General features: G+C 69.8%; 21 protein-coding genes and 1 tRNA gene. 15 read left to right on the plus strand and 7 right to left on the minus strand.

Translation table 11 applies throughout. The annotated features are described in order from the left end of the window. The first annotated feature begins 95 nt into the window (after positions 1 to 95). From C8E99_RS14765 to C8E99_RS14775, 3 genes are read left to right on the plus strand one after another with little or no spacing between them, the layout of a single operon-like run. Positions 96 to 1,922, plus strand: a complete 1,827-nt coding sequence (locus tag C8E99_RS14765) for an HNH endonuclease (protein WP_115932939.1) — start codon at positions 96 to 98, stop codon at positions 1,920 to 1,922. Next, positions 1,883 to 2,899: an NAD(P)H-quinone oxidoreductase gene (locus C8E99_RS14770; RefSeq protein ID WP_245952383.1), complete on the plus strand. Its 1,017-nt coding sequence runs from the start codon at positions 1,883 to 1,885 to the stop codon at positions 2,897 to 2,899. Before C8E99_RS14765 ends, C8E99_RS14770 begins: the two co-directional genes overlap by 40 nt. Next, positions 2,899 to 3,357 carry a hypothetical protein gene (locus tag C8E99_RS14775; RefSeq protein WP_115932941.1) on the plus strand — a complete coding sequence of 153 codons (459 nt, stop codon included), beginning with the start codon at positions 2,899 to 2,901 and terminating at the stop codon, positions 3,355 to 3,357. The genes C8E99_RS14770 and C8E99_RS14775 overlap by 1 nt, the downstream gene beginning before the upstream one ends. Positions 3,358 to 3,467: 110 nt before the next feature. Here the strand turns inward: C8E99_RS14775 and C8E99_RS14780 are convergent. Further along, positions 3,468 to 3,541, minus strand: a tRNA-Thr gene (locus C8E99_RS14780). A gap of 210 nt (positions 3,542 to 3,751) precedes the next feature. Here C8E99_RS14780 and C8E99_RS14785 point away from each other — a divergent pair. Further along, positions 3,752 to 4,480 carry an HAD family hydrolase gene (locus tag C8E99_RS14785; protein ID WP_245952384.1) on the plus strand — a complete coding sequence of 243 codons (729 nt, stop codon included), beginning with the start codon at positions 3,752 to 3,754 and terminating at the stop codon, positions 4,478 to 4,480. Positions 4,481 to 4,506: 26 nt separating this feature from the next. Here C8E99_RS14785 and C8E99_RS14790 read toward each other — a convergent pair whose 3' ends face one another. From C8E99_RS14790 to tmk, 3 genes are read right to left on the minus strand one after another with little or no spacing between them, the layout of a single operon-like run. Next, entirely contained in the window at positions 4,507 to 6,063 is a 1,557-nt protein-coding gene (locus tag C8E99_RS14790; RefSeq protein ID WP_245952385.1) for an alpha/beta hydrolase, read from the minus strand. A 42-nt stretch (positions 6,064 to 6,105) separates the two neighbouring features. Continuing rightward, positions 6,106 to 7,293: a DNA polymerase III subunit delta' gene (locus C8E99_RS14795; protein ID WP_115932942.1), complete on the minus strand. Its 1,188-nt coding sequence runs from the start codon at positions 7,291 to 7,293 to the stop codon at positions 6,106 to 6,108. Beyond that, complete coding sequence (gene tmk, locus C8E99_RS14800) at positions 7,290 to 7,994, minus strand: dTMP kinase (RefSeq protein ID WP_245952386.1); 705 nt, start codon at positions 7,992 to 7,994, stop codon at positions 7,290 to 7,292. The genes C8E99_RS14795 and tmk overlap by 4 nt, the downstream gene beginning before the upstream one ends. A gap of 80 nt (positions 7,995 to 8,074) precedes the next feature. Between tmk and C8E99_RS14805 the strand changes: the two genes are divergently transcribed. The 3 genes from C8E99_RS14805 to C8E99_RS14815 are packed head-to-tail and all read left to right on the plus strand — an operon-like array spanning position 8,075 to position 10,402. Further along, positions 8,075 to 9,247 carry a trans-sulfuration enzyme family protein gene (locus C8E99_RS14805; RefSeq protein ID WP_115932943.1) on the plus strand — a complete coding sequence of 391 codons (1,173 nt, stop codon included), beginning with the start codon at positions 8,075 to 8,077 and terminating at the stop codon, positions 9,245 to 9,247. A gap of 4 nt (positions 9,248 to 9,251) precedes the next feature. Continuing rightward, positions 9,252 to 9,593: a DUF2516 family protein gene (locus tag C8E99_RS14810; RefSeq protein ID WP_115932944.1), complete on the plus strand. Its 342-nt coding sequence runs from the start codon at positions 9,252 to 9,254 to the stop codon at positions 9,591 to 9,593. A 53-nt stretch (positions 9,594 to 9,646) separates the two neighbouring features. Continuing rightward, complete coding sequence (locus C8E99_RS14815; RefSeq protein WP_115932945.1) at positions 9,647 to 10,402, plus strand: phosphoglyceromutase; 756 nt, start codon at positions 9,647 to 9,649, stop codon at positions 10,400 to 10,402. 96 nt (positions 10,403 to 10,498) lie between these two features. On the opposite strand, the gene phoU is transcribed toward C8E99_RS14815, so the two are convergent. Continuing rightward, positions 10,499 to 11,158 (minus strand): phosphate signaling complex protein PhoU, encoded by a 660-nt coding sequence (gene phoU, locus C8E99_RS14820; protein WP_115932946.1) that lies wholly within the window; start codon positions 11,156 to 11,158, stop codon positions 10,499 to 10,501. Positions 11,159 to 11,508: 350 nt separating this feature from the next. Between phoU and C8E99_RS14825 the strand changes: the two genes are divergently transcribed. Both C8E99_RS14825 and C8E99_RS14830 read left to right on the plus strand, forming a co-directional pair. Further along, entirely contained in the window at positions 11,509 to 12,645 is a 1,137-nt protein-coding gene (locus C8E99_RS14825) for a sensor histidine kinase (protein WP_245952494.1), read from the plus strand. Beyond that, complete coding sequence (locus C8E99_RS14830) at positions 12,642 to 13,322, plus strand: response regulator transcription factor (protein WP_115932948.1); 681 nt, start codon at positions 12,642 to 12,644, stop codon at positions 13,320 to 13,322. Before C8E99_RS14825 ends, C8E99_RS14830 begins: the two co-directional genes overlap by 4 nt. A 90-nt stretch (positions 13,323 to 13,412) precedes the next feature. Here C8E99_RS14830 and C8E99_RS14835 read toward each other — a convergent pair whose 3' ends face one another. Continuing rightward, entirely contained in the window at positions 13,413 to 13,952 is a 540-nt protein-coding gene (locus C8E99_RS14835) for a hypothetical protein (RefSeq protein ID WP_115932949.1), read from the minus strand. Between the two features lie 250 nt (positions 13,953 to 14,202). Between C8E99_RS14835 and C8E99_RS14840 the strand changes: the two genes are divergently transcribed. The 6 genes from C8E99_RS14840 (at position 14,203) to glgX (ending at position 20,766) form a co-directional block, all read left to right on the plus strand. Beyond that, positions 14,203 to 14,685 carry a CarD family transcriptional regulator gene (locus C8E99_RS14840; RefSeq protein WP_115932950.1) on the plus strand — a complete coding sequence of 161 codons (483 nt, stop codon included), beginning with the start codon at positions 14,203 to 14,205 and terminating at the stop codon, positions 14,683 to 14,685. Then, positions 14,685 to 15,494, plus strand: a complete 810-nt coding sequence (locus C8E99_RS14845; RefSeq protein ID WP_115932951.1) for an IspD/TarI family cytidylyltransferase — start codon at positions 14,685 to 14,687, stop codon at positions 15,492 to 15,494. The genes C8E99_RS14840 and C8E99_RS14845 overlap by 1 nt, the downstream gene beginning before the upstream one ends. After that, entirely contained in the window at positions 15,494 to 15,997 is a 504-nt protein-coding gene (gene ispF / locus C8E99_RS14850) for a 2-C-methyl-D-erythritol 2,4-cyclodiphosphate synthase (RefSeq protein WP_115932952.1), read from the plus strand. The genes C8E99_RS14845 and ispF overlap by 1 nt, the downstream gene beginning before the upstream one ends. Before the next feature lie 11 nt (positions 15,998 to 16,008). Then, a complete protein-coding gene (gene cysS, locus C8E99_RS14855) occupies positions 16,009 to 17,523 on the plus strand; it encodes a cysteine--tRNA ligase (protein WP_115932953.1) in 1,515 nt (504 codons plus the stop codon). A 73-nt stretch (positions 17,524 to 17,596) separates the two neighbouring features. Further along, positions 17,597 to 18,625, plus strand: coding sequence for a 23S rRNA (guanosine(2251)-2'-O)-methyltransferase RlmB (gene rlmB, locus C8E99_RS14860; RefSeq protein WP_115932954.1), 1,029 nt, complete (start codon positions 17,597 to 17,599; stop codon positions 18,623 to 18,625). Continuing rightward, positions 18,625 to 20,766, plus strand: a complete 2,142-nt coding sequence (glgX, locus tag C8E99_RS14865; protein WP_115932955.1) for a glycogen debranching protein GlgX — start codon at positions 18,625 to 18,627, stop codon at positions 20,764 to 20,766. Before rlmB ends, glgX begins: the two co-directional genes overlap by 1 nt. A 6-nt stretch (positions 20,767 to 20,772) precedes the next feature. Here glgX and glgP read toward each other — a convergent pair whose 3' ends face one another. Beyond that, on the minus strand, positions 20,773 to 23,427 hold the full coding sequence (glgP, locus tag C8E99_RS14870) for an alpha-glucan family phosphorylase (RefSeq protein WP_211309066.1): 2,655 nt from the start codon (positions 23,425 to 23,427) through the stop codon (positions 20,773 to 20,775). Positions 23,428 to 23,440: the final 13 nt, after the last annotated feature.

Below are 23,440 nucleotides of genomic sequence, written 5' to 3' on the forward strand. Positions count from 1 at the left end.
CCTCAGTCCTGCACAGGTGGGCCAACTCCAAACTTCATCCACAACTCGGGCCGCCGCTGCTTATCGTGTCCGGCCACCTTCGTAGAGTAGTACACATGTTCGAATCTCAGCGGAGTCAGCGGCGCGAAGGTGAAGTGCCCCGGCCCGACGGCGGCACTTCCGGTAGCACTGCAGCCGCCGGTGCGCGGGTTCCGCTCGTCCCGGTTCCGGTCAACGCGCTTCACCTCATCGGCCTGCGCCAGGCCTTGGCGCTGATGGTCCCTGCCGCGACCGTCAGCCCTGATGAGCTGGACGCGCGGCGGGCCATCGCGTCTCCGGACGGGCCCGAAGCAGAGTCCATCGACCGGATCCGGGCCCTGGAAGCGCTGAAAGCGGCCTGTGCCGCCGCCCAGGCCCGCGAGACCGCTGCCCTGCATGCCCACCGCACCCAGTCCGAAGCCGCCCACGGCATCCCCGAGGCTCGTCGGGGTCGTGGCCTTCCTGGTGAGGTTGGCCTGGCCCGCCGCACCGGGGCCCGGGGCTCCAAACACCTCCGCCTGGCCTTGAACCTGACGGCGGATCTGCCCCACACCTTGGAGGCCCTGACCGCTGGACGCATCAGTGAAGATCAGGCTGCTGCGATCGACCGCCAAACCCACTGGCTCACCTCACCCCAACGTCGGGCCGCCGATACCGCCCTGGCCGACCGGATCGAATTCCTCGGCCACCGCCAACTCGTCCAGGAAGCCCAAGCCGCAGCCCAAGGGCAAGACCCCGCCGCTGCCCTCCAACGCCAAGAACAAGCCTGCCGCGACCGGCATGTGAGCCTGAAGCCCGCACAGACCAACCCGGGCATGGCCTACCTCACCGCGCTGCTCCCGATCGCCCAGGCCAGCGCCTGCTATCAAAACCTCACCACGGCCGCTGCCAGTACCATCGCCGAAGGCGACGCCGCCGAGAGGACCCCACAGCAGGTCCTCACCGACCTGTTCGTCCAGCGCCTCACCGGACAGACCACCGCCGAAGACGTCCCCCTCGAGATCCAACTGATCATGACCGATACCGCCCTCCTCAACGCCGCCGGACTCGCTGGTGATACAGCCAACACTGGCGGCCAAAACGTACGTGCAGGCACCGAAACGGGCGCCGGCGTAGACGCCGATCTCCCGGCGTGGTTGCCCGGTCACGGTCCGATCCCCGCACCAGTCGCACGCCGTATGATCGCGGACACCGAGGCCGAAGTCTTCATCCGTCGGCTCTACACCTCACCTGGCACCGGTCAACTCGTCGCGATGGACTCTCATCGCCGCGTCTTCTCCGGCCTGTTGCGGCACATGGTGCTCCTGCGAGACGGGATCTGCCGGACCCCGTACTGCGATGCCCCGATCCGGCACATCGACCACGCCACACCCCACCGCGACGGCGGGCCCACCTCCTGGGACAACGCCTCCGGACTGTGCGTGCGCTGCAACCACACCAAAGAGAACCTCGGCTGGACCCACCACGCCACCGCCGGCGAACTCCGTGTCACTACCCCCACCGGTCATGAGTACACCAATCACCCCCGTCCCCTCACCCCACCACCAGCTCCAGAACACCCATCGACAGGACCATCACTGAACGAACCACCGCTGAAGGAACATGGACAGTCACGGGTGATCGCCTGCTCCACGAACAGCACAGTGACCGCCACCCTGCCGGACCACATCCCCAGCGACGTGCTAGGAGGTCCGCGAACCGGCTCGACGCGTCCCCCAAGAACGACGCCACGGAGTAGGAGATCGGCGCTGGGGTCAACGTTGCGTTGGGAGACAGCTCGCGCGACCATGCAACCAAGCCACGCGAGTAGCCTAGAAGCAACGCTGAAAGACTCGTTGGCCAGCCACCAGAGAAGGGGAGGACCATGTCCCAGGAGCTTCATCACCACACCATGCGGGCCGTGACGTACACCGGCGCCGGCGGTCGCGAGGTCCTCGCGGTGGAGGACCAGGCACTCCCTGCTCCGGGGCCCGGTGAGGTCCTCATCAAGGTCACTGCTGCCGGCATCAATCGCGCGGACCTGCTGCAGCGGGCGGGCAACTATCCGGTCCCAGAGGGGGCCTCGGAGGTGCCCGGGCTGGAGGTCTCCGGAACGATCGAGGAGACCGGGGCCGGCGTCGGGAATTGGGATTTCGGCACGCCGGTCTGTGCCCTGCTGGCGGGCGGCGGCTATGCCGAGTACGTGGTGGTCCCCGCCGGACAGGTGGTCCCGGTGCCCGACGGCGTCTCCCTCACCGATGCGGCCGGCCTCCCGGAGGTCGCGGCCACCTGTTGGTCGAACCTGGTCCAGCAGGCCGGCGTGGGCCGAGGCGACTGGGTGCTCGTGCACGGCGGCACCGGCGGCATCGGCTCGTTCGCTCTGCAATTGTTGAAGGCACTGGGTGCGCGTCCCGTGGCGACCGCTGGTAGCGCGGAGAAGGTGCAGCGGAGTCTCGAACTGGGCGCCGAGGTGGCCATCAATCACCGCGAGGAGGATTTCGTGGCCCGGATGAACGAGATCACCGGCGGCCATGGCGCGGACGTGATTCTGGACGTGATGGGTGCGAAGTACCTGGAGAAGAACGTGGCCGCACTGGCGCGCGGCGGGCGGTTGGTGGTGATCGGTCTGCAGGGCGGTGCCTCCGGAACCCTGCCGATCGGCAAGGTCATGGGCAAGAACGCTGTGGTGACCGGGACGATGCTGCGTCCACGACCAGTGGAGGAGAAGGCCGGGATCATGCGGGAGGTGGCCGAACATGTCTGGCCCCTGGTGACCACCGGAGCCATCCGCAGCACCACGGACGCGGTGTTCGCCCTGGAAGACGTGGCGGCGGCCCAGGACCGTTTTGAAGAGGCGGACCGGACGGGCAAGATCCTCCTGGTGACCGGGGAGAGGCCTTGATGGCCGGACCGTTCGCGCGGCGCCGGCAGGCCAAGAAGGATGAGACGGAGCTCGGAACCGAACTCTGGCGCCGGAGTCATGACTGGTTCATCCGCTCGCTGGACCGGTACTGGCAGGTCGTCCAGGAGGCCCGCGCCGAGGGCACGATCCCCGAGGACGAGTTGAATGGGCTGGTCAACGCCGGCAACGTACTGGCCGAGCTGGCGCCCCGGGTACGCCACTTGTGCGTGGAGGCCCACCGCCACCACCCCGGGGCTGGTCTGCAGGTCCCCGCCTCGGGCAGCGATGTGCACCGCATCCTGTCCAGGGCCGCGAACGACTTAGCCACCACTGCCCAGGCCGCGGCGTTGTTCCGGCTCGGCCAGGCCTCCCTGCATTCGGTGGGACGGCGTGCCGAGAAGGTCGTGGCTGCCGTGGAAGAGGCGGAAGAGGCTGCCGGGTTCCGCCCGGGAGCCTGAGGACGCGTCGCCAGGTTCAGCAGGTCGCAGGCCTAGCAGGCCCGCTGGGACCGGAGACGAAAACGCGCCGCTGCGGGAGAAGATTCCCTCAACGGCGCGTTTCCTGTCTGAGCCCCCTGCCGGATTCGAACCGGCGACCTGCTCTTTACGAGGGAGCTGCTCTGGCCAGCTGAGCTAAGGAGGCGAACGCTGACACCCGGGGGTGCCACGGCTATCGATGATAGCGGGCCGGTGCCCCGCCGGGCAAAAGCAGAAGGGGCACAGGGCGTTCACAACCCACAGATGACGTTCACTTCACGTCCAACCGCAGGACAGGTCGCTGCGGTGGAGTGGTCCGAACATGATGACAGGCCCGGCATCCGCCGGGCCGTCTGTCTACGGGAGGACAGTTGTGATGATGCCTGCCAACGCCCAACCCCACCGGGATGTCCGTTCGCGGCGTCCGCTGAAGCTGGCCGTCCTGGACATGTCCGGCACCACCGTGGATGAGGGAGGCCTCCAGGACGAGGCCTTCAACACCGCGATCCTGCAGGAGGGCATCGAACCCGGCGGCTCTCGCTCGGACGCGATGGTGGGCTACTTCCGTGAGGCACGCGGCACCTCGCGGCATGAGATCTTCCGCTCGATCTTCGCCGAGGACCCGGTGGCGGCCCGCCGTGCCAATGCGTGCTTCGAGGCCACCTATGACCGGTTGCTGGCCGAACGCGGCGTCCGCCCGGTGGACGGTGCCGCGGAGGCCGTGGCCGCGCTCCGGGAGGCGGGAATGAAGATCGTGCTGACCACCGGCTTCGCCCGGCATACTCAGAACATGATCCTGGAGTCACTGGACTGGATGGGCGTCTCCGATCTCAGCCTGTGCCCCTCGGACGCTGGCCGTGGCGCACCCTATCCAGACATGATCCTCACGGCACTGCTGGCCCTGGATCTCGAGGATGTCCGCTCGGTCATGACGGTCGGGGACACGGCCGGGGACATCCGGGCCGGACAGCGGGCTGGCGCCGGGCTGACCGTGGGGGTGCTGACCGGTTACCACGATGAGGCCGTCCTCAGGGGTGCCGGTGCGGCCGCCGTCGTGCCCTCGATCCGGGACGTCCCGGCCCTGGTGACCGGCGCGGGCTGCTGACCTGCTGATCAGCGGGCCAAGACGCCTCAGTCGCAGGTGAGCCCGTCCTCGGGCACCTCACCCTCGATCAGGTACCCGTCCACGGCGGTCCCGATGCACTCCCCGGCCCGGCCGTAGGCGGTGTGGCCCTGACCGTTCCAGGAGACGAGCACCCCGGATTCGAGCTGATCGGCCAACGCCGGGGCCCACTCGTACGGGGTGGCGGGGTCGCCCTGGGTGCCGATGACCACGATCGGCGCTGCCCCGGGAGCGCTGGCGGGGGCGGGCTCGTCCACCGGCTTCTCGGGCCACTCGGCACAGTTCGCCCCGCCGTAGGCCAGGAACCGGCCGATGGTCGGGGACGCCTCATCCAGCTGCTCGGCCTGGCTCCGGAGCGTCTCGGTGTCGGACGCCGCGGTGGAGTCGAGGCAGTTGATGGCCGTGAAGGCGTCGTTGATGTTGGAGCCGTACTCGCCGTCCTCGTCCCGTCCGGCGTTCAGATCCGCGAGGTAGAGCATCAGGTCCGGGTTGCCGTTCATGGCATCGGCGACGGCCTGGGTGAGCATCGGCCAGTTCTCGTCCGCGTACAGCGGGGTGATCAGCCCCGCGACAAAGGTGGCGGCCGGGACCTGCCGCCCGTCGGAGGAGGTCAGCGGAGACTCCTCGACCTGGGCCAGCAGCTCGCGGAGTTGCTCCACGCCGTCCTCGGCGGTGCCGGAGAGGGGGCAGTCCGGGCCAGCGAGGCAGGACTCGGCCCAAGCCGTGATGGCCTCCTCGAAAGCCTCAGCCTGGCCCAGGCTGACCTCGAACTCGTCGAGTGACGGGTCCATGGCCCCGTCCAGCACCATCCGGCCCACGTTGTCCGGGAACTGCTCGGCGTAGGAGGCACCCAGGGAGGTGCCGTAGGAGAAGCCGAGGTAGTTCAGTTGCTGATCGCCCAGCACGGCCCGCATCAGGTCCATGTCCCGGGCCGCGGAGTCGGTGTCCACGTGGCCGAGGACCTCACCGGTGTTCTCATCGCAGGCCTGCGCGTACTCTCGGGCGGATTCCCGGACCTGGTCCAGGCCCTCGTCCGTGGACGGATCGATGTGCTCCTCGCGGGCCGCATCCATCTCCTCGTCGGACAGGCACTCCACCGGCGCCGAACGGGATACGCCGCGCGGGTCGAAGCCCACCACGGCGTAGTGGTCCTGGACGGCTCCGGAGACCACGAAGTCCAGGGAGTCCACCACCATGTCCACCCCGGACGCCCCCGGGCCGCCGGGATTCAACAGCAGGTGCGGGGCGCCATCCTCGGCCCCTCCCGTCCGGATCAGGGCCAGCTCGATCCGCTCACCGTCCGGATCCGCATAGTCCAGCGGGGCCTCAACGGTGGCGCACTCGAGGTCGCCGACGTCCTGCTCACAGGACTGCCACGCGGGCTCCTGGGCGTAGAGGTCCTCCAGCCCCTCCGGAACGGCGGCGGTGCCCGACGTCGGCTCCGCAACTCCGGCGTCCGGCCCACCATCCGGCCCACCGTCCGCGGTGCAACCGGTGAGCACCAGGGCGGTCGCGAAGACGGCGGCGATGGCACCGGAAGCGGAGGGGAAGGGGTGCAGGCGCACGCGGGGTCCTTTCGGGACGGTGGTCAGGCGGTGGTCAGTGAGTCAGACCTGCTCGCCCGGACGGCGGTCCAGGATGCGGTCTGGCAGGAAACTCATCGTCATGGCTTCGAGCGCCAACAGCGGGGGCACGTTGCCGGCCAGGCGCCGGCGGGCGGTGGCCACGGCGTCGATCCGGGCCACGGTCCGCTCGGCGGTGGCCCCGTGGGCGTAGGAACCGAGGTCGTCCCGCAGGTGCTCGTTGACCAGCTCGGCCCCGGTACCCAGCTGCAGGGCCAGCACGTCCCGGAACAGGCCCGTCAGGTCGATCATCGCGCGGTCGAGGGTGTCATGCACGGAGCGCTTGTTGCGTGCCGTCTGGCTGTCCTCGAGGCGCTTGACATGGTGGCGCAGCTTGGGCGGGACCTTCTCGTCCTCACCCAGGCCCAGCGCGCGCAACAGACCGGCCTTCTCTTCGACATTGCGGACCTCGGCCGAGGACTTCGCCTCCTCCTGGGTGACCTCCACCAGTTCCTTGGCCAGGGCCACCGCATCCGAGGTCGCCTGGATCCGCAGTGGCAGGTGGACCACGGCTTCACGGCGCTGCCGGGCTCCCTCATCCCGGGCCAGCCGACGGGCCATGCCCACATGCGACTGGGAGGCCCGCGCCGCGAACAGTGCCAGCGCCGGGTCCAGGCCGTCGCGGTCCACCAGCAGGTCCGCGACCGATTGCACCGAGGGGATGCGCAGGCCCACGGGACGGCAACGGGAGCGGATGGTCACGAGCACGTCCGCGGGGGAGGGGGCGCACAGCATCCAGATGGTCCGGGCCGGCGGCTCCTCGATTGCCTTGAGCAGGACGTTCGTGGCGCGCTCGGTCATGCGGTCCGCGTCCTCGATGATGAAGATCCGCCACCGGCCGGAGGAGGGGCGGTCCTGGGCGAGGGAGATCAGCTCGCGGATCTCGTCGATCTTGTACGTGACGTTCTCGGTGGCCATGACCTTCACGTCCGCGTGCGTCCCCGCGTGCACGGTCAGGCACGCGTGGCAGAGCCCGCAGCCGCGCAGCGCCGGGTCCTCCACCTCGCACTCCAGCGCCTGGGCGAAGGCCCTCGCGGCATTGGACCGTCCGGAGCCAGGGGGACCGGTGAACAGCCAGGCGTGCGTGGGGGAGTCCATGGTCGCGGCCCGGGACAATTGCCTGACGGCGGCCTCCTGGCCCGCGAGTTCGGCCCACGCGGGTGCCACGCTCATCGGCCGGCCTCGCTGCCGAGCAGCACGGCGACCCGGCCCCAGACCTCGGCGGCGATCTCGACGGCGGACCGGCCGGCGTCGAGCACCAGGTAGCGGTCCGGGGCCTGAGCGGCACGGTCCGTGAAGGCGGTGCGGATGCGCTGGTGGAAGGGCTCGGGCTCGGACTCCAGTCGGTCCGGGCCGGTGCCGCCGGCGGCCTGTTCGCGGCCGGCACGGCGGGTGGCGGCGGTGCCGGTGTCCACATCCAGCAGGACGGTCAGGTCCGGGTGCAGCCCGCCGGTGGCCCACTCGTTGATCCCGGCCACGGTGTCCGTGCCGAGGTCCCGGCCGGCACCCTGGTAGGCCACGGAGGAGTCCACGTAGCGGTCGGTCACCACGGTGCGGCCGGCGGCCAGGGCCGGGGCGATCAGCTGGCGGACGTGGGCCGATCGGGCGGCGGCGAAGATCAGGGCCTCGGTCACCGGGTCGATGGGGGCGTGGACCGGGTCCAGCACGAGAGAGCGCAGCTGTTCGCCGACGTCGGTCCCGCCCGGCTCGCGCGTCAGCAGCACCTCGTGTCCCTCGGCCGTCAGCCGTTCGGCGAGCAGCCGCGACTGAGTCGACTTGCCGGAGCCGTCCCCGCCCTCGAAGGCGATGAAGAGACCCTGCGGACCGGTCGGCGAGAGGACGGGTCCGGCGGAGGTGGAAGGCTGCTCGATCACCGGTCCAGCCTAACGGCCCGTGCCGTCACAACCGGCAACGATCCACAGCCCCGGGCCCCTACCGGACGTACGATTTCAGGATGCATCCCGAAACCCTGTTGGTCAGTGCCTCCCGTCCCGCCCGGGAGGTGGATGCCCCCGTCAATGATCCGGTGCATTTCACCTCCACGTTCGTCGGTTGGGAGCCGGACGCGGCGGGGCCCCGGCGGCTCTACGGGCGCATGTCCAATCCCACCTGGGACGGCCCGGAGCAGCTGCTGGCTGCCCTGGAGGGTGTCGAGGACCCGGCCGAGCGGCCCGCCCTGCTGTTCTCCTCCGGCATGGCCGCCATCTCGGCCGCCCTGCACCTGGCCCCGAACGGCGGCCGCATCGTGGCCCCGCAGCACGCCTACCAGGGAGGGCTGTCCCTGCTGGACTCGCTGCAGCAGACCGGGCGGCTGGCCGTGGAGCGGGTGGACGTCACGGACGCGGAGGCCGTCCTCCGGGCCGTGCGTGGCACGGGCGATCCCGCCAGCATCCTCTGGCTCGAATCGCCCACCAACCCGATGTTGGAGGTGGCGGATCTCGCCGCACTCACCGAGGCCGCGAACGCCGCCGGCGCCCTCGTGGTGGTGGACAACACCTTCGCCACGCCCTTGGTGCAGCGGCCGCTCGAGCTGGGCGCCGACGTCGTGGTCCATTCGGTGACCAAGTACCTGGCCGGGCACTCGGACGTGGTGCTGGGTGCCGCCGTGACGGACGACGCCGGCCTGCACCGCCAGCTGCACGCCCACCGCACGCTGCACGGGGCGATCGCCGGTCCCATGGAGGCGTTCCTGGCGCTGCGCGGCATGCGCACCCTGGCCCTGCGCCTCGAGCGCTCGCAGGCCAACGCGGCCGAGCTGGCCCGGCGGATCGACGCTGCCCGGCGCGAGGGCACCCTGCCGGTGGCCGCCGTGACCTACCCGGGCCTGCCGGACCACCCGCAGCACGCCCTGGCCGCAGCCCAGATGCAGGGTGGCTTCGGCTCCGTACTGACCCTCGTGATGGAGGGTGGGGCGGCGGCCGCCGATGCCGTGGTCCAGAACCTGCGCCACTGGGTCCCCGCCACGTCCCTGGGCGGCGTGGAATCGCTGGTCGAGCGCCGCCGGCGCTTCGACGGCGAACCGGACACCGTCCCGGCCGGCCTGCTGCGGCTGAGCGTGGGCATCGAACACGTGGACGACTTGTGGGATGACCTGCAGGCCGGGATGCGGGCCGCGGCGGTAGGCTGACCCCATGTACCCGTGGATTCTGGTCACGACCATTGAGAACTGGCTCTACATCGCCCTGTCCCTGGTGGCCGTCGTGCTGGCCGTCTGGGCCTTCGGCGACTGCCTGACCCGCGGCAAGGACCAGTTCGAACGGGCCGGGCAGAAGACCAAGACCTTCTGGCTGCTCCTCACCGGGGTGGCGGCGTTCGTGGGCCTGGTGTCCATGGCCGGGGCCATCGGCAGCCTGGGCGCCGGGTTCAGCCTGTTCCAGATCGCCGCCCTGTGCGTGGCCGCCGTGTACCTGGCCGGCCCGCGCGGCGAACTGAAGCTCTTCGGCAGCGGCGGCTCGCGCCCCTACGGGTACTGATCGGCTCTCGTCGCACGGCGGGCCGGGTGGCCGCGTCCCGTTAGGATGTGGCCATGGCTGAGACACCCTACAAGCTCGTCCTGCTGCGGCACGGCCAGAGCGACTGGAATGAGAAGAACCTGTTCACCGGTTGGGTGGATGTGCCGCTGACCGCCAAGGGCCGCGAGGAGGCCGCCCGGGGCGGTGAAATGCTCGCCGCCGAGGGCCTGCTGCCGGACGTCCTGCACACCTCCGTGCTGAAGCGGGCCATCACCACCGCCAACCTGGCCCTTGAATCGGCCGATCGGCAGTGGATCCCGGTCAAGCGGGATTGGCGCCTGAACGAGCGCCACTACGGCGCCCTGCAGGGCAAGGACAAAGCCCAGATCCGGGACGAGTTCGGCGAGGAACAGTTCATGATCTGGCGCCGTTCCTATGACACCCCGCCGCCCGCGCTGGACGACTCCTCCGAGTGGTCACAGGCCGAGGACCCCCGCTACGCCGGCCTCGGTGAGGGCATGCCGCGCACCGAATGCCTCCAGGACGTCGTCACGCGGCTGCTGCCGTACTGGGAGACCGAGATCGTGCCGGACCTGAAGGCCGGCAAAACCGTGCTGGTGGCCGCCCACGGCAACTCCCTGCGCGCCCTGGTCAAGCACCTGGACGGCATTTCGGACGAGGACATCGCCGGGGTGAACATCCCCACCGGCATCCCGCTGTACTACGAGCTGGACGAGCACTTGAAGCCGGTGACCGCGAACGGCCGCTACCTGGATCCGGAGGCCGCGGCAGCCGGCGCCGCCGCGGTGGCCGCCCAGGGCTCCAAGTAGCTCCGAAACCCGCAGCCCTCAGACAAGGACGTCGGCCGGTCACCTTCCGCTGGAAGGTGACCGGCCGACGTCGTACAGCTGGGGTTGACCCTGCGGTCAGTCGATCGCGATGATCGGCTCCCACTCGCCCGTGGCCAGGTAGGTGACCTTGCGGGCCACGGAGACGCCGTGGTCGGCGAAGCGCTCGAGGAAGCGGGAGGCCAGGGTGACGTCCGCGGTGGTGGCGGCGGAGGCATCCCAGGACGGATCGGCGACCGAGGTGAAGTTCTTGGCGTGCAGCTCGTTGATGGTGGCGTTGAGCTTCACGATCGCGGAGGCGTGCTTGAGGTCATGAGTGGCCAGCAAATGCTCCACCTCGGCGGCGACCTCCACGGCGTGCTCGGCCATCTGGCGGAAGTCCTCACGGGCGGAGGGGGGGACCACCAGGTCCGGGAACCGGCGGCGGGCCAGCTGGGCGATGTGGCGGGCCAGGTCCCCCATGCGCTCCAGCGAGGAGCTCATGCGCAGGGCGGCGACGACGGTGCGCAGGTCAGCGGCCACGGGCCCCTGCAGGGCGAGCAGCTCAATGGCCTTCTCGTCCAGGGCGGTCTGCAGGTAGTCGATGCGGGCGTCATTGGTGATGACCGTCTCGGCCAGCTCCACGTCGGCCTCCTCGAAGGAGACGCGGGACTTGTCCATAGCCTCACGCACCAGACCGGCGATCTCAGTGAGCTGATCGCCCAACGACTTCAGATCGGCGTGGAACAGTTCTCGCATGGATGAGTCCTCAATCCGGCTGGTCGGTGATGGGGCCGCTGTGTGCAGGCGGCCACGGGCCGTTCCTGCTCTTCAGGCACGGATCCGCGATCATCCTGGCGGACCAAGGTGAACACGATCTGAACCGCGGGAACGTTCCCGTTCACATTATGCCCTGAGGACCACCGGCCGGGCCGGAACTCCGCGTAACGTCAGGGATCCGGCGGTGAAGGTGGCGGTGGTCTCACCGGGCCGGCCCTCGACACCTGACGACGCCGTGCGTCGCGATGGGTAGTCTGGTCTGCGTGACGGATCCCGTAGTCGTAGGCGTGGTGTGCGGCCTCATCGGCTTGATCCTCGGGGTGCTCGCCATGCTGGCGTTCCGGGCCTCCGAGCGCAGCCGTGCGGTCCACCTCACCGTGGGCGAGCCGTCCGTTCCGGACGGTGCCGCCGAAGTGCTCTCCGTGATCGGCCGCGCCTATGTGCTGGTGGACGCCGTCAACGGCGTGGTCCGGGCCAACCCCTCCGCCTATGCCTTCGGACTGGTCCGTGGTCATCACCTCGTCCATGAGGACCTGCTGAACCTGACGGACCGCGTGCGCTCGGACGGGATCATCGTGGACCGCAAGTACGAGCTGCCCCGCGGCCCCCTGGGCCAGAGCACCCTGGTGGTCCAGTTGAGGGTTGCCCCGCTGGCCGATGAGTACATCCTGCTGCTGGCGGACGATCGCACGGAGATCACCCGGACGGAGGCCATGCGGCACGACTTCGTGGCGAACGTCTCCCACGAGCTGAAGACCCCGGTCGGCGCGATCTCACTGCTGGCCGAGGCGCTGGACGATGCCGCTGACGACGAGGACGCCGTCCGCCGTTTCGCGGGCCGCATGAGCATCGAGTCCGCCCGGCTGGCCGCGCTGGTGCAGGACATCATCGAGCTCTCCCGGCTCCAGGGCAAGGACACGGTCCGGGCCGGGCAGCCGGTGGACCTGACCAAGATCGTCAACGAGGCCGTGGACCGTTCCCGCATGCAGGCCGAGGCCCGGGACATCGACATCCGGGTGGCGGGTGAGGTCTCCGCTACCGTGTTCGGCGATCACGACCAGCTGATGACGGCGCTGCGCAACCTGATCGACAACGCGGTGCGCTATTCACCGGACGGCACCACCGTGGGCGTGGGCCTGAGGTCGGTGCGCGGCCTGGCCCAGGTGTCCGTCACGGACCAGGGGGTGGGCATCCCCGAGGAGGAGCAGGACCGGATCTTCGAGCGGTTCTACCGGATCGACGCCGCCCGCTCCCGCCAGACCGGCGGCACCGGACTGGGTCTCTCGATCGTCAAACATGTCATCTCGAACCACGGCGGGGAAGTGACGGTCTGGTCCCAGCTGGGACGCGGCTCGACCTTCACGGTCCGGTTGCCGGAGATGGAGCCCGATGCCGGGCAACACGCACAACCAGTGAACCAACGGGGCATTGCTGCCCCGGCAGGCGGGGAAGGAGCCCAATCATGAGCCGCATTCTGATCGTGGAGGACGAGGAGTCGTTCAGCGACCCGTTGTCCTATCTGCTCGGCAAGGAGGGGTTCGAGGTCGAGGTCGTGGCCGACGGCAACGAGGCCGTGGTGGAGTTCGACCGGGCGGGTGCCGACCTGGTGCTGCTCGACCTGCAGCTGCCGGGCCAGTCCGGCACGGAGGTCTGCCGGCAGCTCCGGCAGCGCTCCACCGTGCCCGTCATCATGCTCACGGCCAAGGACTCGGAGATCGACAAGGTGGTGGGCTTGGAGCTCGGGGCAGACGACTACGTCACCAAGCCCTACTCCTCCCGCGAGCTCGTGGCCCGCATCCGCGCCGTGCTGCGGCGTCAGGGAGAACCGGAGGAGTTGATCAGCTCCACGGTCCAGGCGGGGCCGGTGCGGATGGACATCGAACGCCATGTGGTCTCGGTGGGCGGCGAACAGGTGTCCCTGCCGCTCAAGGAGTTCGAGCTGCTGGAGATGCTGTTGCGCAACTCCGGCCGGGTGCTGACCCGCGGCCAGCTCATCGACCGTGTGTGGGGCTCGGACTATGTGGGGGACACCAAGACCCTCGACGTCCACGTCAAGCGCCTGCGCGGCAAGATCGAACCGGACCCGTCCAACCCGCGCTACCTGGTGACCGTCCGCGGCCTGGGTTACAAATTCGAGCCGTAAGCCGTCAGCGAGTCAACGAGCGGACATACGAAGGGCCGGCACCGAAGTGGGTGCCGGCCCTTCGCCGTGATGCGGTGGTGAGGGGATGCCTCAGTGGCCGCCCTCTTCGGCGGCAGGAGTCTCGTACAGGTGATCGTCCGCGGAGGGGTCGGCCCCGCCCGGGACGAAGGGGCGGTACTCCTCCAGGGTGCCGTCCAGGACGGTGATGCCGACGGTCTCGGAGACCCCGTTGACCTCCACGGTGGCGTCCACCATGCCGCCAGGGAAACCGCCCGAGCTCGGGATGATCTGCTCGTTGGCCGGGTCCTCCAGCTCCAGGGAGTCTTCGCCCGGCACGGAGAAGCGGGTCTCGGTGCCGGCCACGGTGATGGACACCTCGAGCGGCTCGCCAGTCGCCGAGGCCAGGGTGCCGATGTAGCGCGACTCCGCATCGGGCTCACTGGTGATCAGTGCGATGTTGCGCAGCTTGGCATCGCCCACATCGGCCACGATCCCGTCGGACGGCGCGTACTGCAACGTGGTGGCCTGCATGTTGACTGCACTGCAGCCGGTGGCGCCCAGCAGGGCGACGGCGGCCAGGCCGGCCACGGCGGCGTTGCGGGTGGTGGCCTTGGAAGCGGCGAACTTCACGGTGGGTTCTCCTCGGTGCGAACGTCAGGCGCCGTGCATCAACGGGTGTGCGGACACGGGTGATCACACGGCGCGGTGCTGACTCGAGACTACCGTATGCCCCCGTCTGAATGCCGTCTGCGACGCCGTGCCGGGGAGCAGGATGAAGGGGAGGTGCATTATGTCGTTTCCAGCCGCGGGTTCAAGTAACGACACAGGTCACGCAAATGTGACGTGGTAAACTCTTGCGGAGGGAAAGGGGACCATTCACATGGTTTTTGAGGTCGGAGAAACAGTCGTCTACCCCCACCACGGTGCGGCGAAGATCGAAGAGATCAAGATGCGCACGGTCAAGGGTGAAGAGAAAATGTACCTCAAGCTCAAAGTGGCCCAGGGCGACTTGACGATCGAAGTGCCCGCGGAGAACGTCGACCTGGTCGGCGTGCGGGACGTCGTGGACCAGGAGGGCCTGGAACGCGTTTTCGGGGTTCTGCAGGCCGAGTTCACGGAAGAGCCCACCAACTGGTCACGTCGCTACAAGGCGAATCTGGAGAAGCTCGCCTCGGGTGATGTCATCAAGGTGGCCGAGGTGGTCCGTGACCTGTGGCGTCGGGACCAGGATCGCGGCCTGTCCGCCGGGGAGAAGCGCATGCTCTCCAAGGCCCGCCAGGTGCTCGTGTCCGAGCTGGCCCTGGCCCAGAAGACCTCGGAGGATGACGCCGCCCTGCTGCTGGACGAGACCCTCGCCGCCTGATGCGAACCACGGTCCTCATCGTGGCCGCAGGCTCGGGATCACGGCTCCAGGCCGGCATCCCCAAGGCCATGGTCACGCTCGGTGACGGGCACACCATGCTCGAGCACTGCCTCGACTCCGTGGTGGCCGCCCGGGACGCGGGAGCCATCGAACTCAACGCCATCGCCGTCGTCGTCCCCGGGGACCCGGACTATGCGGCATCCCTGGGAGAGGTCTGCCATGCCTTCGCGGCCCGGACCGCCGTCACGGTGCAAACGGTCCCGGGGGGAGCAGAACGGGCGGACTCGGTGCGGGCCGGGCTGGCCGCCGTGCGGAAGCTGGCCGGGCCAGCCGGGCCAGCCGGGTCAGCCGGGTCAGCTGGCGGTCCCTTCGGGCGGCACGCGCTCCTCGTCCATGATGCGGCCCGGCCCTTCGTTCCGCCGGCGGTCTTCAGCGCGGTGGTGACGGCCCTCGAATCCGGGACGGCCGCCGTCGTTCCCGCCGTCGAGGTGGTCGACACGATCAAGACCGTGGCCGGCGCAGCCCCGGAAGTGGTGACCGGCACCCTCCAGCGGACGCAGTTGAGGGCTGTCCAGACACCGCAGGGCTTCGACTTGACGTCCCTCGAGGCCGCCCACCGCCTGGCGGAGGAGGGCGCCGGCGGTGCTGCGGCGCTGACCGACGACGCGATGGCGATGGAGGCGGCGGGCCACCGCGTCGGCGTGGTGGCCGGTGATCCGCTGGGCTTCAAGATCACCACCCAGCTGGACCTGATGATGGCCAACGCCCTGCTGGCCTCGGGCACCTCGACGAATCTGGAGCACCACTGATGACAGCACCGGCCGCACCGAAGCTGCCGCGCACCGGCATCGCCACGGACGTCCATGCCTTTGCCGCGGCCGGCGAGGACCGGGCCTGCTGGGTGGCCGGCCTGGAATGGCCGGGTGAGACGGGACTGTCCGGCCACTCGGACGGGGACGTGGTGGCTCACGCCGCCTGCGATGCGCTGTTCTCCGCCGCCGGGATCGGTGACCTGGGGCAGCACTTCGGCACCTCCCGCCCCGAATGGTCCGGGGCCGCCGGCGCCGCCCTGCTGGCCGAGGCTGCCCGTCTGGTCCACCAGGCAGGATTCGGGATCGGCAACGTCGCCGTGCAGTTGATCGGCAACCGCCCGAAGGTCGGCCGGCGCCGCGCCGAGGCCGAGCGCGTGCTCTCCGCGGCGGCCGGCGCGCCCGTCTCGGTGTCGGGAACCACCACCGATGCGCTGGGGTTCACCGGCCGCGGAGAGGGGCTGGCCGCCGTCGCCACCGCCCTCGTCTACCCGCTGGACTAGTATTCACTTTCGTGGCACAGCGCTTTTATGACACCAAGACCGCAACGGTGCGGGACTTCGTCCCCCTGACCGAGGGCGAGGTCTCGCTCTACTACTGCGGTGCCACGGTGCAGGGCATGCCGCATGTGGGCCATGTGCGCTCGGCGATCGTGTTCGACATCCTGGTCCGTTGGCTCGAGTACACCGGCCTGCAGGTCACCAGCGTCCGCAACGTCACGGACATCGATGACAAGATCCTGGAGAAGTCCGCCGCGTCCTACGGCGAGGACTTCGAGGAGGACGAGAACTACCCGGCCGATGAGCCGTGGTTCGCCCTCGCCTACCGGTTCGAGCACGAGTTCGCCCGCGCGTACGCCGCCCTCGGGGTACGCCGGCCCACCTACGAGCCCCGTGCCACCGGCCACATCCCCGAGATGGTGGCGCTCATCCAGCGCCTCATCAGCGCCGGCCACGCGTACCCCGCCACGGACGGTTCCGGGGACGTCTACTTCGAGGTGAACTCCTGGCCCACGTACGGCGAGCTCACCCGCCAGCGGGTCGAGGACCTGCAGGACGCGCCCGACGCCGACCCGCGCGGTAAGCGCGATCCCCGCGACTTCGCGCTGTGGAAGGGGGCCAAGGAGACCGATCCGGCCACCGCCGCGTGGGGGTCACCCTGGGGGAACGGCCGGCCCGGCTGGCACCTCGAGTGCTCCGCGATGTCCACCAAGTACCTCGGCAGCCACTTCGACATCCATGGCGGCGGGCTCGACCTGCGCTTCCCGCACCATGAGAACGAACTGGCGCAGTCCGCCGCGGCCGGGGACGGCTTCGCGAACTTCTGGCTGCACAACGGGATGGTGACCTATGCGGGCGAGAAGATGTCCAAGTCCGTGGGCAACACCATCTCCCCGGAGCAGATGCTGGAGCAGGCCCGCCCGAAGGCGGTGCGCTACTTCCTCGGTCAGGCGCACTACCGCTCCCAGCTGGACTACCGCCCCACCTCGCTGCAGGAGGCCGAGGCCGCGATCGAGCGGATCGAGGCGTTCCTGGACCGGGGGGCGGATGTGGTGGCCGACCTGCAGCTGAAGCGCGAGGAGGCGGCCGCCGTCGCCGGCACCCTCACCGGCGAGGAGGCCCCCGAGGCCGTCTACGTGGCCCAGTTCAGCAGTGTCCCCACGGCTTTCCGCGCCGCGATGGAGGACGACCTCAACGTCCCGCAGGCCCTGGCGGTGCTGCACGATGCGGTCCGGGCCGGCAACAGTGCTCTGGCCGCCGGGGACGAGGACGCTGTGGAGCAGCACTATTCCGATGTGCAGTCGATGGTTGAGGTGCTCGGCCTGGACGACGTCCCCGAACCCGAGTCCGCGCAGGACCCGGCGGCCCACCACGCCCTCGACACCCTGATCCGGGCCCAGCTGGACGCCCGGGCCGCCGCCCGCGCGGCGAAGGACTGGGCCACCGCGGACGGGATCCGGGACACTCTGGCCGCGGCCGGCGTCGTGGTGGAGGATTCCGCCGACGGCGCCCGCTGGTCCCTGCAGTAGGCGGCGGGCGGCCACGGATCGGGGCCGTAGACTGGGGGTCAGTCTCGACCGTCGCCAGAAAGGCACCACCCACATGGCCGCAGCACCACGCTCCGGATCGTCCCGCGGGAACAGCGGAAAGAAGGGGCCCGTCAAGGGCACCGGTGGACTCGGCCGGAAGGCGCTGGAGGGCAAGGGTCCCACGCCCAAGGCCGAGGACCGCATCTACCACAAGGCCCACCGCACCAAGCAGCTCTCCGAGCGCTCCAGCGCCAAGAACCCGGGCCGGTCGGGCGGTCGCAACACCCGCTCGCGGCACGCTGACGAGACCGTGGCCGGCCGCAACTCGGTGGTCGAGGCCCTCCGCGCCGCCATCCCCGCCAAGGCCCTGCACGTGGCCACGCGGATCGAGATGGACGAGCGGGTCCGCGAGGCCCTGAAGCTGGCCACCGAACGCGGCGTGCCGGTGATGGAGAATTCCAAGCCCGAGCTGGACCGCCTGACGGACGACGCCGTCCACCAGGGCCTGGTGCTGCAGGTCCCGCCCTATGAGTACGCCGATGCCCTGACGCTGGCCCGTCAGACCATGGAGAAGTGGGAGAAGGGCTACCTCACGGCCCCGCCGCTGTTCATCGCGCTGGACAGCATCACCGACCCCCGCAACCTCGGGGCGATCATCCGCTCGGCCTCCGCCTTCTCGGCGCACGGCGTGGTGGTGCCCGCGCGCCGCTCCGCCGGGGTGACCGCCACGGCCTGGAAGACCTCGGCCGGTGCTGCCGTGCGGGTCCCCGTGGCCCAGGCCGGCAACCTGAACACCATGCTGCAGGACTTCAAGAAGCTCGGAATCTTCGTCCTGGGGCTCGACGGCGGCGGGGACCGGTCCCTGCCCGGGTTGCCGTTGGCCACGGATCCGGTGTGCCTGGTGGTCGGCTCGGAAGGCAAAGGCCTGTCCCGGCTGGTCCGGGAGAACTGCGACCAGATCATCTCCATCCCGATCGCCTCGGACATGGAGTCGCTGAACGCCTCGATGGCGGTGGGCATCTCCCTGTATGAGATCGCCATCCAGCGCGCCGGCAGCCGGCTCGGGGAGAGCGCGGAAGGCGGGCCGGGAGGCCAGTCCTGATGACGGTGACGTCCTCGCCGGTGCCCGGGCACCGTTCGCAGCCCTTCCCCCTGGGCCTCGCGGACCGGGTCCCCGGCGTCGCGGAGGTGGACGGGGCGGTGAACCTGGCGGTCTATGCCCCCGGGATCACTGCCCTGGACGTGGTGTACACGGACCCCGCATTCCCGGTGGACGCCGTGCCGACGGCCGCGGATCTGCACCGGGCACCGCTGCCAGATGTCACGGACCACGTGCACCATGGAACTGTCCCGGGATTGGGCTTTGGCAGCCTCTACGCGCTGGTGGCCCATGACCGTCGGATCGCGGGGGTGTCCCGGAGGGGCCGCAAGGCCTCCGGGAGGCCGAAGCCCCTGCCCCAGTTGCTGATCGATCCCTACGGTGATGCCGTGGTGGAGCGCGACGGGCTGTACTGGTCCACCCGGGTGCGCCGGGACTTCGACTGGAACGGGGCGGGCCGGCCCCACACCCCGCTGCGGGACACCATCGTCTACGAGGCCCACGTCATCGGCCAGACCAAGCTGCACCCGGGCATCCCCGCCGAACTGCGCGGGACGTACGCCGGGCTGGCACACCCCGTGATGGTCGAGTACCTGCGTCACCTGGGCATCACGGCCGTCGAACTGTTGCCGGTGCACCACCACCGGGACGAGGACCACCTGCAGCAAGCCGGACTGGAGAACTACTGGGGATACAACACCGTCAGCTTCTTCGCGCCGCATCCCGGCTACGCCACCGCCGCCGCACAGGCCCGTGGACCCCAGGCCGTCCAGGACGAGTTCAAGGGCATGGTCAAGCTGCTGCATGAGGCCGGGATCGAGGTCCTGCTGGACGTGGTCTACAACCACACCGCGGAGGAGGGCCCGGGTGGACCGACCTTCTGCTGGCGCGGTCTGGGGGATGAACACTACTACCGGCATGATGCCTCCGGCCGGTACCTGGACACCACGGGCTGCGGCAACACGCTGAACTTCAACGATCCGCAGGTGGTGCGGATGACACTGGACTCGTTGCGCCGCTGGGTGACGGACTTCCAGATCGACGGCTTCCGCTTCGACCTGGCCGTCACCCTGTGCCGGGACGGCGGCCACCACTTCACCCCCCGCCACCCCTTCCTCGTGGCCGCTCAGGCGGATCCCATCCTGGCGGGGACCAAGCTCATCTCCGAGCCGTGGGATGTGGGCAACGGCGGCTGGCAGACCGGTCACTTCCCCTTGGGCTGGTCGGACTGGAATGACCGTTTCCGGGACGTGGTCCGGGACTTCTGGGTGGCGGACCGCGGGGCCCTGGAGCACGGCGGCCACGGCGGGTCCGCCGCGCGGCTGGCCGACTGCCTGTCCGGGTCCGCCGGGCTGTTCGAGTCCTCCGGGCGCTCCGCCCTGGCCTCCGTCAACCTCGTGACCGCCCATGACGGCTTCACCCTGCAGGACCTCGTGTCCTACAACGAGAAGCACAATGAGGCCAACGGAGAGGACAACCGGGACGGCACCCCCCACAATCGGTCCTACAACCACGGGGCCGAGGGACCCACCGAGGAGGAGGGTATCCTCGACGCCCGTGCCACCACGGCCCGCAACCTGATGGCCACCCTGCTGCTGTCCCTGGGCGTGCCCATGATCACCGCCGGAGATGAGATCGGGCGGAGCCAGGGCGGCAACAACAACGCCTACTGCCAGAACAACGGGATCTCGTGGACGGATTGGGAGCTCGATGAGCGGCAGGAGCGGATGCTCGCCACCACGCGCCGCCTGATCGCGGTCCGCAAGGAGTTCCTGGCCGGCCAGCCCTACTCCTACCCGGCCCGGAACCTCGGCTACCTCAAGTGGTTCAACGAGGAGGGGCGGCCGATGACCGAGGCGGCCTGGACGGACTCCGGGCAGCGGCTGCTGCAGTTGCTGATCGGCGTCCCCGGCGGCCGCAGCACCGGGCTGATCGTGTTCAACGGCGGGCTGGAGGCGGTGCCGTTCCGGCTGCCGGCGCCGGAGGAACTGCGCGGCATCACCGGCGAGCACGGGGCGGACCTGCGGGCTTTCACCCTGCAGCTGTCGACCGCCCTCCACGGCGACCTCCGCCGCGGCGCCCTCTTCGCCCCGGGGGACCGGGACATGATCGAGGCCACCTCGATCACCCTCTACTCCGTCTGACCCGCGTCAGCCGGCGTTGACCACCAGGGCCATCTCGGCCATCGAGGCCAGCAGCTCGTGCTGCGGCAGGACCCGGACCGAGTAGCCGAAGGCGCCGGAACGGTCGATCACCAGGGAGCCGGTGAACTGCCAGCGGCCGTCTCCCAGGTCCTGCGCCGGGGTCAGCTCCAGGGCGTCGGTGTCGGCGAGGGTGTCCTCCTCGAGCACGCCGGACGGCTTGGTGGTGACCCGGCCATACACGGCCTCCACCCGCACGTCCTCGGGGGACAGCTGCCCCAGGCTGATGTAGGCGGAGACCTGCATCTCGTCGCCGACCTGGGGTTCCTCGGAGACGCCGAGCGAATCCACGTGTTCCACGATCACGGAGCCGAAGCCGGCCCGGACCCTGGTCTTCCAGGAGGCCAGCTCGCGGGCCCGGGCGTAGTCGTCGGCGTCCATGACCCGCCCCGCCCGCCCGGCCGGGAGGTAGAGCTCCTGGACGTAGTCCTGCACCATGCGGTCGGCCGAGGTCGCCGGGCCGAGGGTGGCCATGGTGTGTTTGACCATGGCCAGCCACTGGTGCGGGAGGCCGTCCGTGGAGGCGTCCGACGGGCCGGCGGCCCCGGCCTGGTCCGAGGTCTCGGCGCCGTAGAAGCGCGGCACCAGCTCGTTCTCCAGCAGGCCGTAGAGTGCGGCAGCCTCCACATCGTCCCGCTCCTCGGTGGAGGCCGCGGACGAGGCGCTCGGGATGGCCCAGCCGTTCTCACCGTCGTACATCTCATCCCACCAGCCGTCCAGTACGGACAGGTTCAGCCCGCCGTTCATGGCGACCTTCATGCCGGAGGTGCCGCAGGCCTCCAGCGGGCGCAGGGGGTTGTTCAGCCAGACGTCACAACCGGGCATCAGGGTGGAGGCCATCTGGATGTCGTAGTTGGGCAGGAACACGATCCGGTGGCGCACCTCCGGGTCGTCCGTGAACCGCACCATCTGCTGGATCATCAGCTTTCCCTGCTCATCGGCGGGGTGGGATTTTCCGGCCACCACCAACTGGATGGGGTGCTCCGGATCTGTCAGGAGACGCTTCAGCCGCTCGGGATCGCGGAGCATCAACGTCAGCCGCTTGTAGGTGGGCACGCGCCGGGCGAATCCGATGGTCATGACGTTCTCGTCCAGCACGGAATCGGTCCAGGCGAGCTCGGCCTCGGAGGCTCCCCGCTTGCGCCAGGAGGACCGCAGCCGGGACCGCACGTCCGCGATCAGGGCACGCCGCAGGGTCCGGCGCAGCTCCCACAACTCCGCGTCGGGGACGTCGAAGACGCGCTGCCAGTCGTGACCGGACACGGCGGAGGTCCCGAACAGCTCGATCGCCCGGGCAGACACCGTGTCCGAGACCCAGGTGGGGGCGTGCACGCCGTTCGTGATGGACCCGATCGGTACCTCATCGGCGTCGAAGCCCGGCCACAGTCCCTTGAACATCTCCCGGGACACCTCCCCGTGCAGCTGGGCCACGCCGTTGGCGCGCTGGCCGAGGCGTAGGCCCATCACGGCCATGTTGTGCACGCCCGGGGTGCCGCCCTCGAAGTCCTCGGCACCCAGCGCCAGCACGTGCTCGAGCGGCACGCTCGGGGCCAGCCCGGCCCGGAAGAACTGCTCCACCAGGGCGCGGTCGAAACGGTCGATCCCAGCCGGGACCGGGGTATGCGTGGTGAACACGGTGGAGGCGCGCACCGAGGTCAGGGCGGTCTCCCAGTCCAACCCGGCGGACATGAGCTCTTCGATCCGCTCGATGCCCTGGAACCCGGCATGGCCCTCGTTCGTGTGGTAGACGGAGGGCACCTCCGTACCGGTCAGCCGCGCGTACAGGCGCAGCGCCTTGACCCCGCCCATGCCGAGCAGCAACTCCTGCTGCAGCCGCTGGTCCCCACCGCCGCCGTAGAGGCGGTCGGTGATGGAGCGCGCGGTGTCGTCGTTCGCCGGGACATTGGAGTCCAGTAACAGCAAGGGCACGCGCCCGACGTCGGCCCGCCACACCTGGGCGTGCAGCGTCCGGCCCGAGGGCAGCGGCAGGCGGACGAGTGCGGCGGCCCCGTCCTCCTCCTTGAGGAGCGTCAGCGGCAGGTTGTCCGGGTCCAGGACCGGGTAGGTCTCCATCTGCCAGGCGTCGCGGGACAGGGACTGCTTGAAGTAGCCCGACTGGTACAGCAGGCCCACGCCGATGATCGGCACCCCGAGGTCTGAGGCGGACTTCAGGTGATCACCGGCCAGGATGCCCAGACCACCGGAGTACTGGGGGAGAACGGCGGTGATGCCGAACTCGGGGGAGAAGTACGCGATGGGCCGCGGGGTAGGGATGTCCCCGCCCGGGCCGCCCGACGCACCGATGAAGTCCTGCTGGAACCACCGGTCCTCGGTGAGGTAGCGGTCCAGGTCGGCGGTCGCGTCCTGGACGCGGGCCACGATCGACGCATCGGCGGCGAGCTCGGACAGCCGGTGCCGGTCGAAGGACCCCAGCAGGGCCACGGGGTCCTGGTTCGACTCCGACCAGGCCTGGGGGTCCAGGTCCCGGAACAGTTCCTTGGTCTGCGGGTGCCAGGACCAGCGCAGATTGGTCGCCAGGCGGCTCAGTCCCGCGATCGACTCGGGCAGGTGGGTACGGACGGTAAACCGACGGATAGCCTTCACCCGGCCCATTATC

It is taken from the genome of Citricoccus muralis (genome assembly GCF_003386075.1).
GTDB classification, from domain to species: Bacteria; Actinomycetota; Actinomycetes; order Actinomycetales; family Micrococcaceae; genus Citricoccus; species Citricoccus muralis.

What these genes read in the sequence shown, in the direction of transcription:
- C8E99_RS14765 (WP_115932939.1), top strand. Translation starts at nt 96, where the DNA reads ATGTTCGAATCTCAGCGGAGTCAGCGGCGCGAAGGTGAAGTGCCCCGG.
- C8E99_RS14770 (WP_245952383.1), top strand. Translation starts at nt 1,883, where the DNA reads ATGTCCCAGGAGCTTCATCACCACACCATGCGGGCCGTGACGTACACC.
- C8E99_RS14775 (WP_115932941.1), top strand. Translation starts at nt 2,899, where the DNA reads ATGGCCGGACCGTTCGCGCGGCGCCGGCAGGCCAAGAAGGATGAGACG.
- C8E99_RS14785 (WP_245952384.1), top strand. Translation starts at nt 3,752, where the DNA reads ATGATGCCTGCCAACGCCCAACCCCACCGGGATGTCCGTTCGCGGCGT.
- C8E99_RS14795 (WP_115932942.1), bottom strand. Translation starts at nt 7,293, where the DNA reads ATGAGCGTGGCACCCGCGTGGGCCGAACTCGCGGGCCAGGAGGCCGCC.
- C8E99_RS14805 (WP_115932943.1), top strand. Translation starts at nt 8,075, where the DNA reads ATGCATCCCGAAACCCTGTTGGTCAGTGCCTCCCGTCCCGCCCGGGAG.
- C8E99_RS14810 (WP_115932944.1), top strand. Translation starts at nt 9,252, where the DNA reads ATGTACCCGTGGATTCTGGTCACGACCATTGAGAACTGGCTCTACATC.
- C8E99_RS14815 (WP_115932945.1), top strand. Translation starts at nt 9,647, where the DNA reads ATGGCTGAGACACCCTACAAGCTCGTCCTGCTGCGGCACGGCCAGAGC.
- phoU (WP_115932946.1), bottom strand. Translation starts at nt 11,158, where the DNA reads ATGCGAGAACTGTTCCACGCCGATCTGAAGTCGTTGGGCGATCAGCTC.
- C8E99_RS14825 (WP_245952494.1), top strand. Translation starts at nt 11,509, where the DNA reads ATGCTGGCGTTCCGGGCCTCCGAGCGCAGCCGTGCGGTCCACCTCACC.
- C8E99_RS14830 (WP_115932948.1), top strand. Translation starts at nt 12,642, where the DNA reads ATGAGCCGCATTCTGATCGTGGAGGACGAGGAGTCGTTCAGCGACCCG.
- C8E99_RS14840 (WP_115932950.1), top strand. Translation starts at nt 14,203, where the DNA reads ATGGTTTTTGAGGTCGGAGAAACAGTCGTCTACCCCCACCACGGTGCG.
- C8E99_RS14845 (WP_115932951.1), top strand. Translation starts at nt 14,685, where the DNA reads ATGCGAACCACGGTCCTCATCGTGGCCGCAGGCTCGGGATCACGGCTC.
- ispF (WP_115932952.1), top strand. Translation starts at nt 15,494, where the DNA reads ATGACAGCACCGGCCGCACCGAAGCTGCCGCGCACCGGCATCGCCACG.
- rlmB (WP_115932954.1), top strand. Translation starts at nt 17,597, where the DNA reads ATGGCCGCAGCACCACGCTCCGGATCGTCCCGCGGGAACAGCGGAAAG.
- glgX (WP_115932955.1), top strand. Translation starts at nt 18,625, where the DNA reads ATGACGGTGACGTCCTCGCCGGTGCCCGGGCACCGTTCGCAGCCCTTC.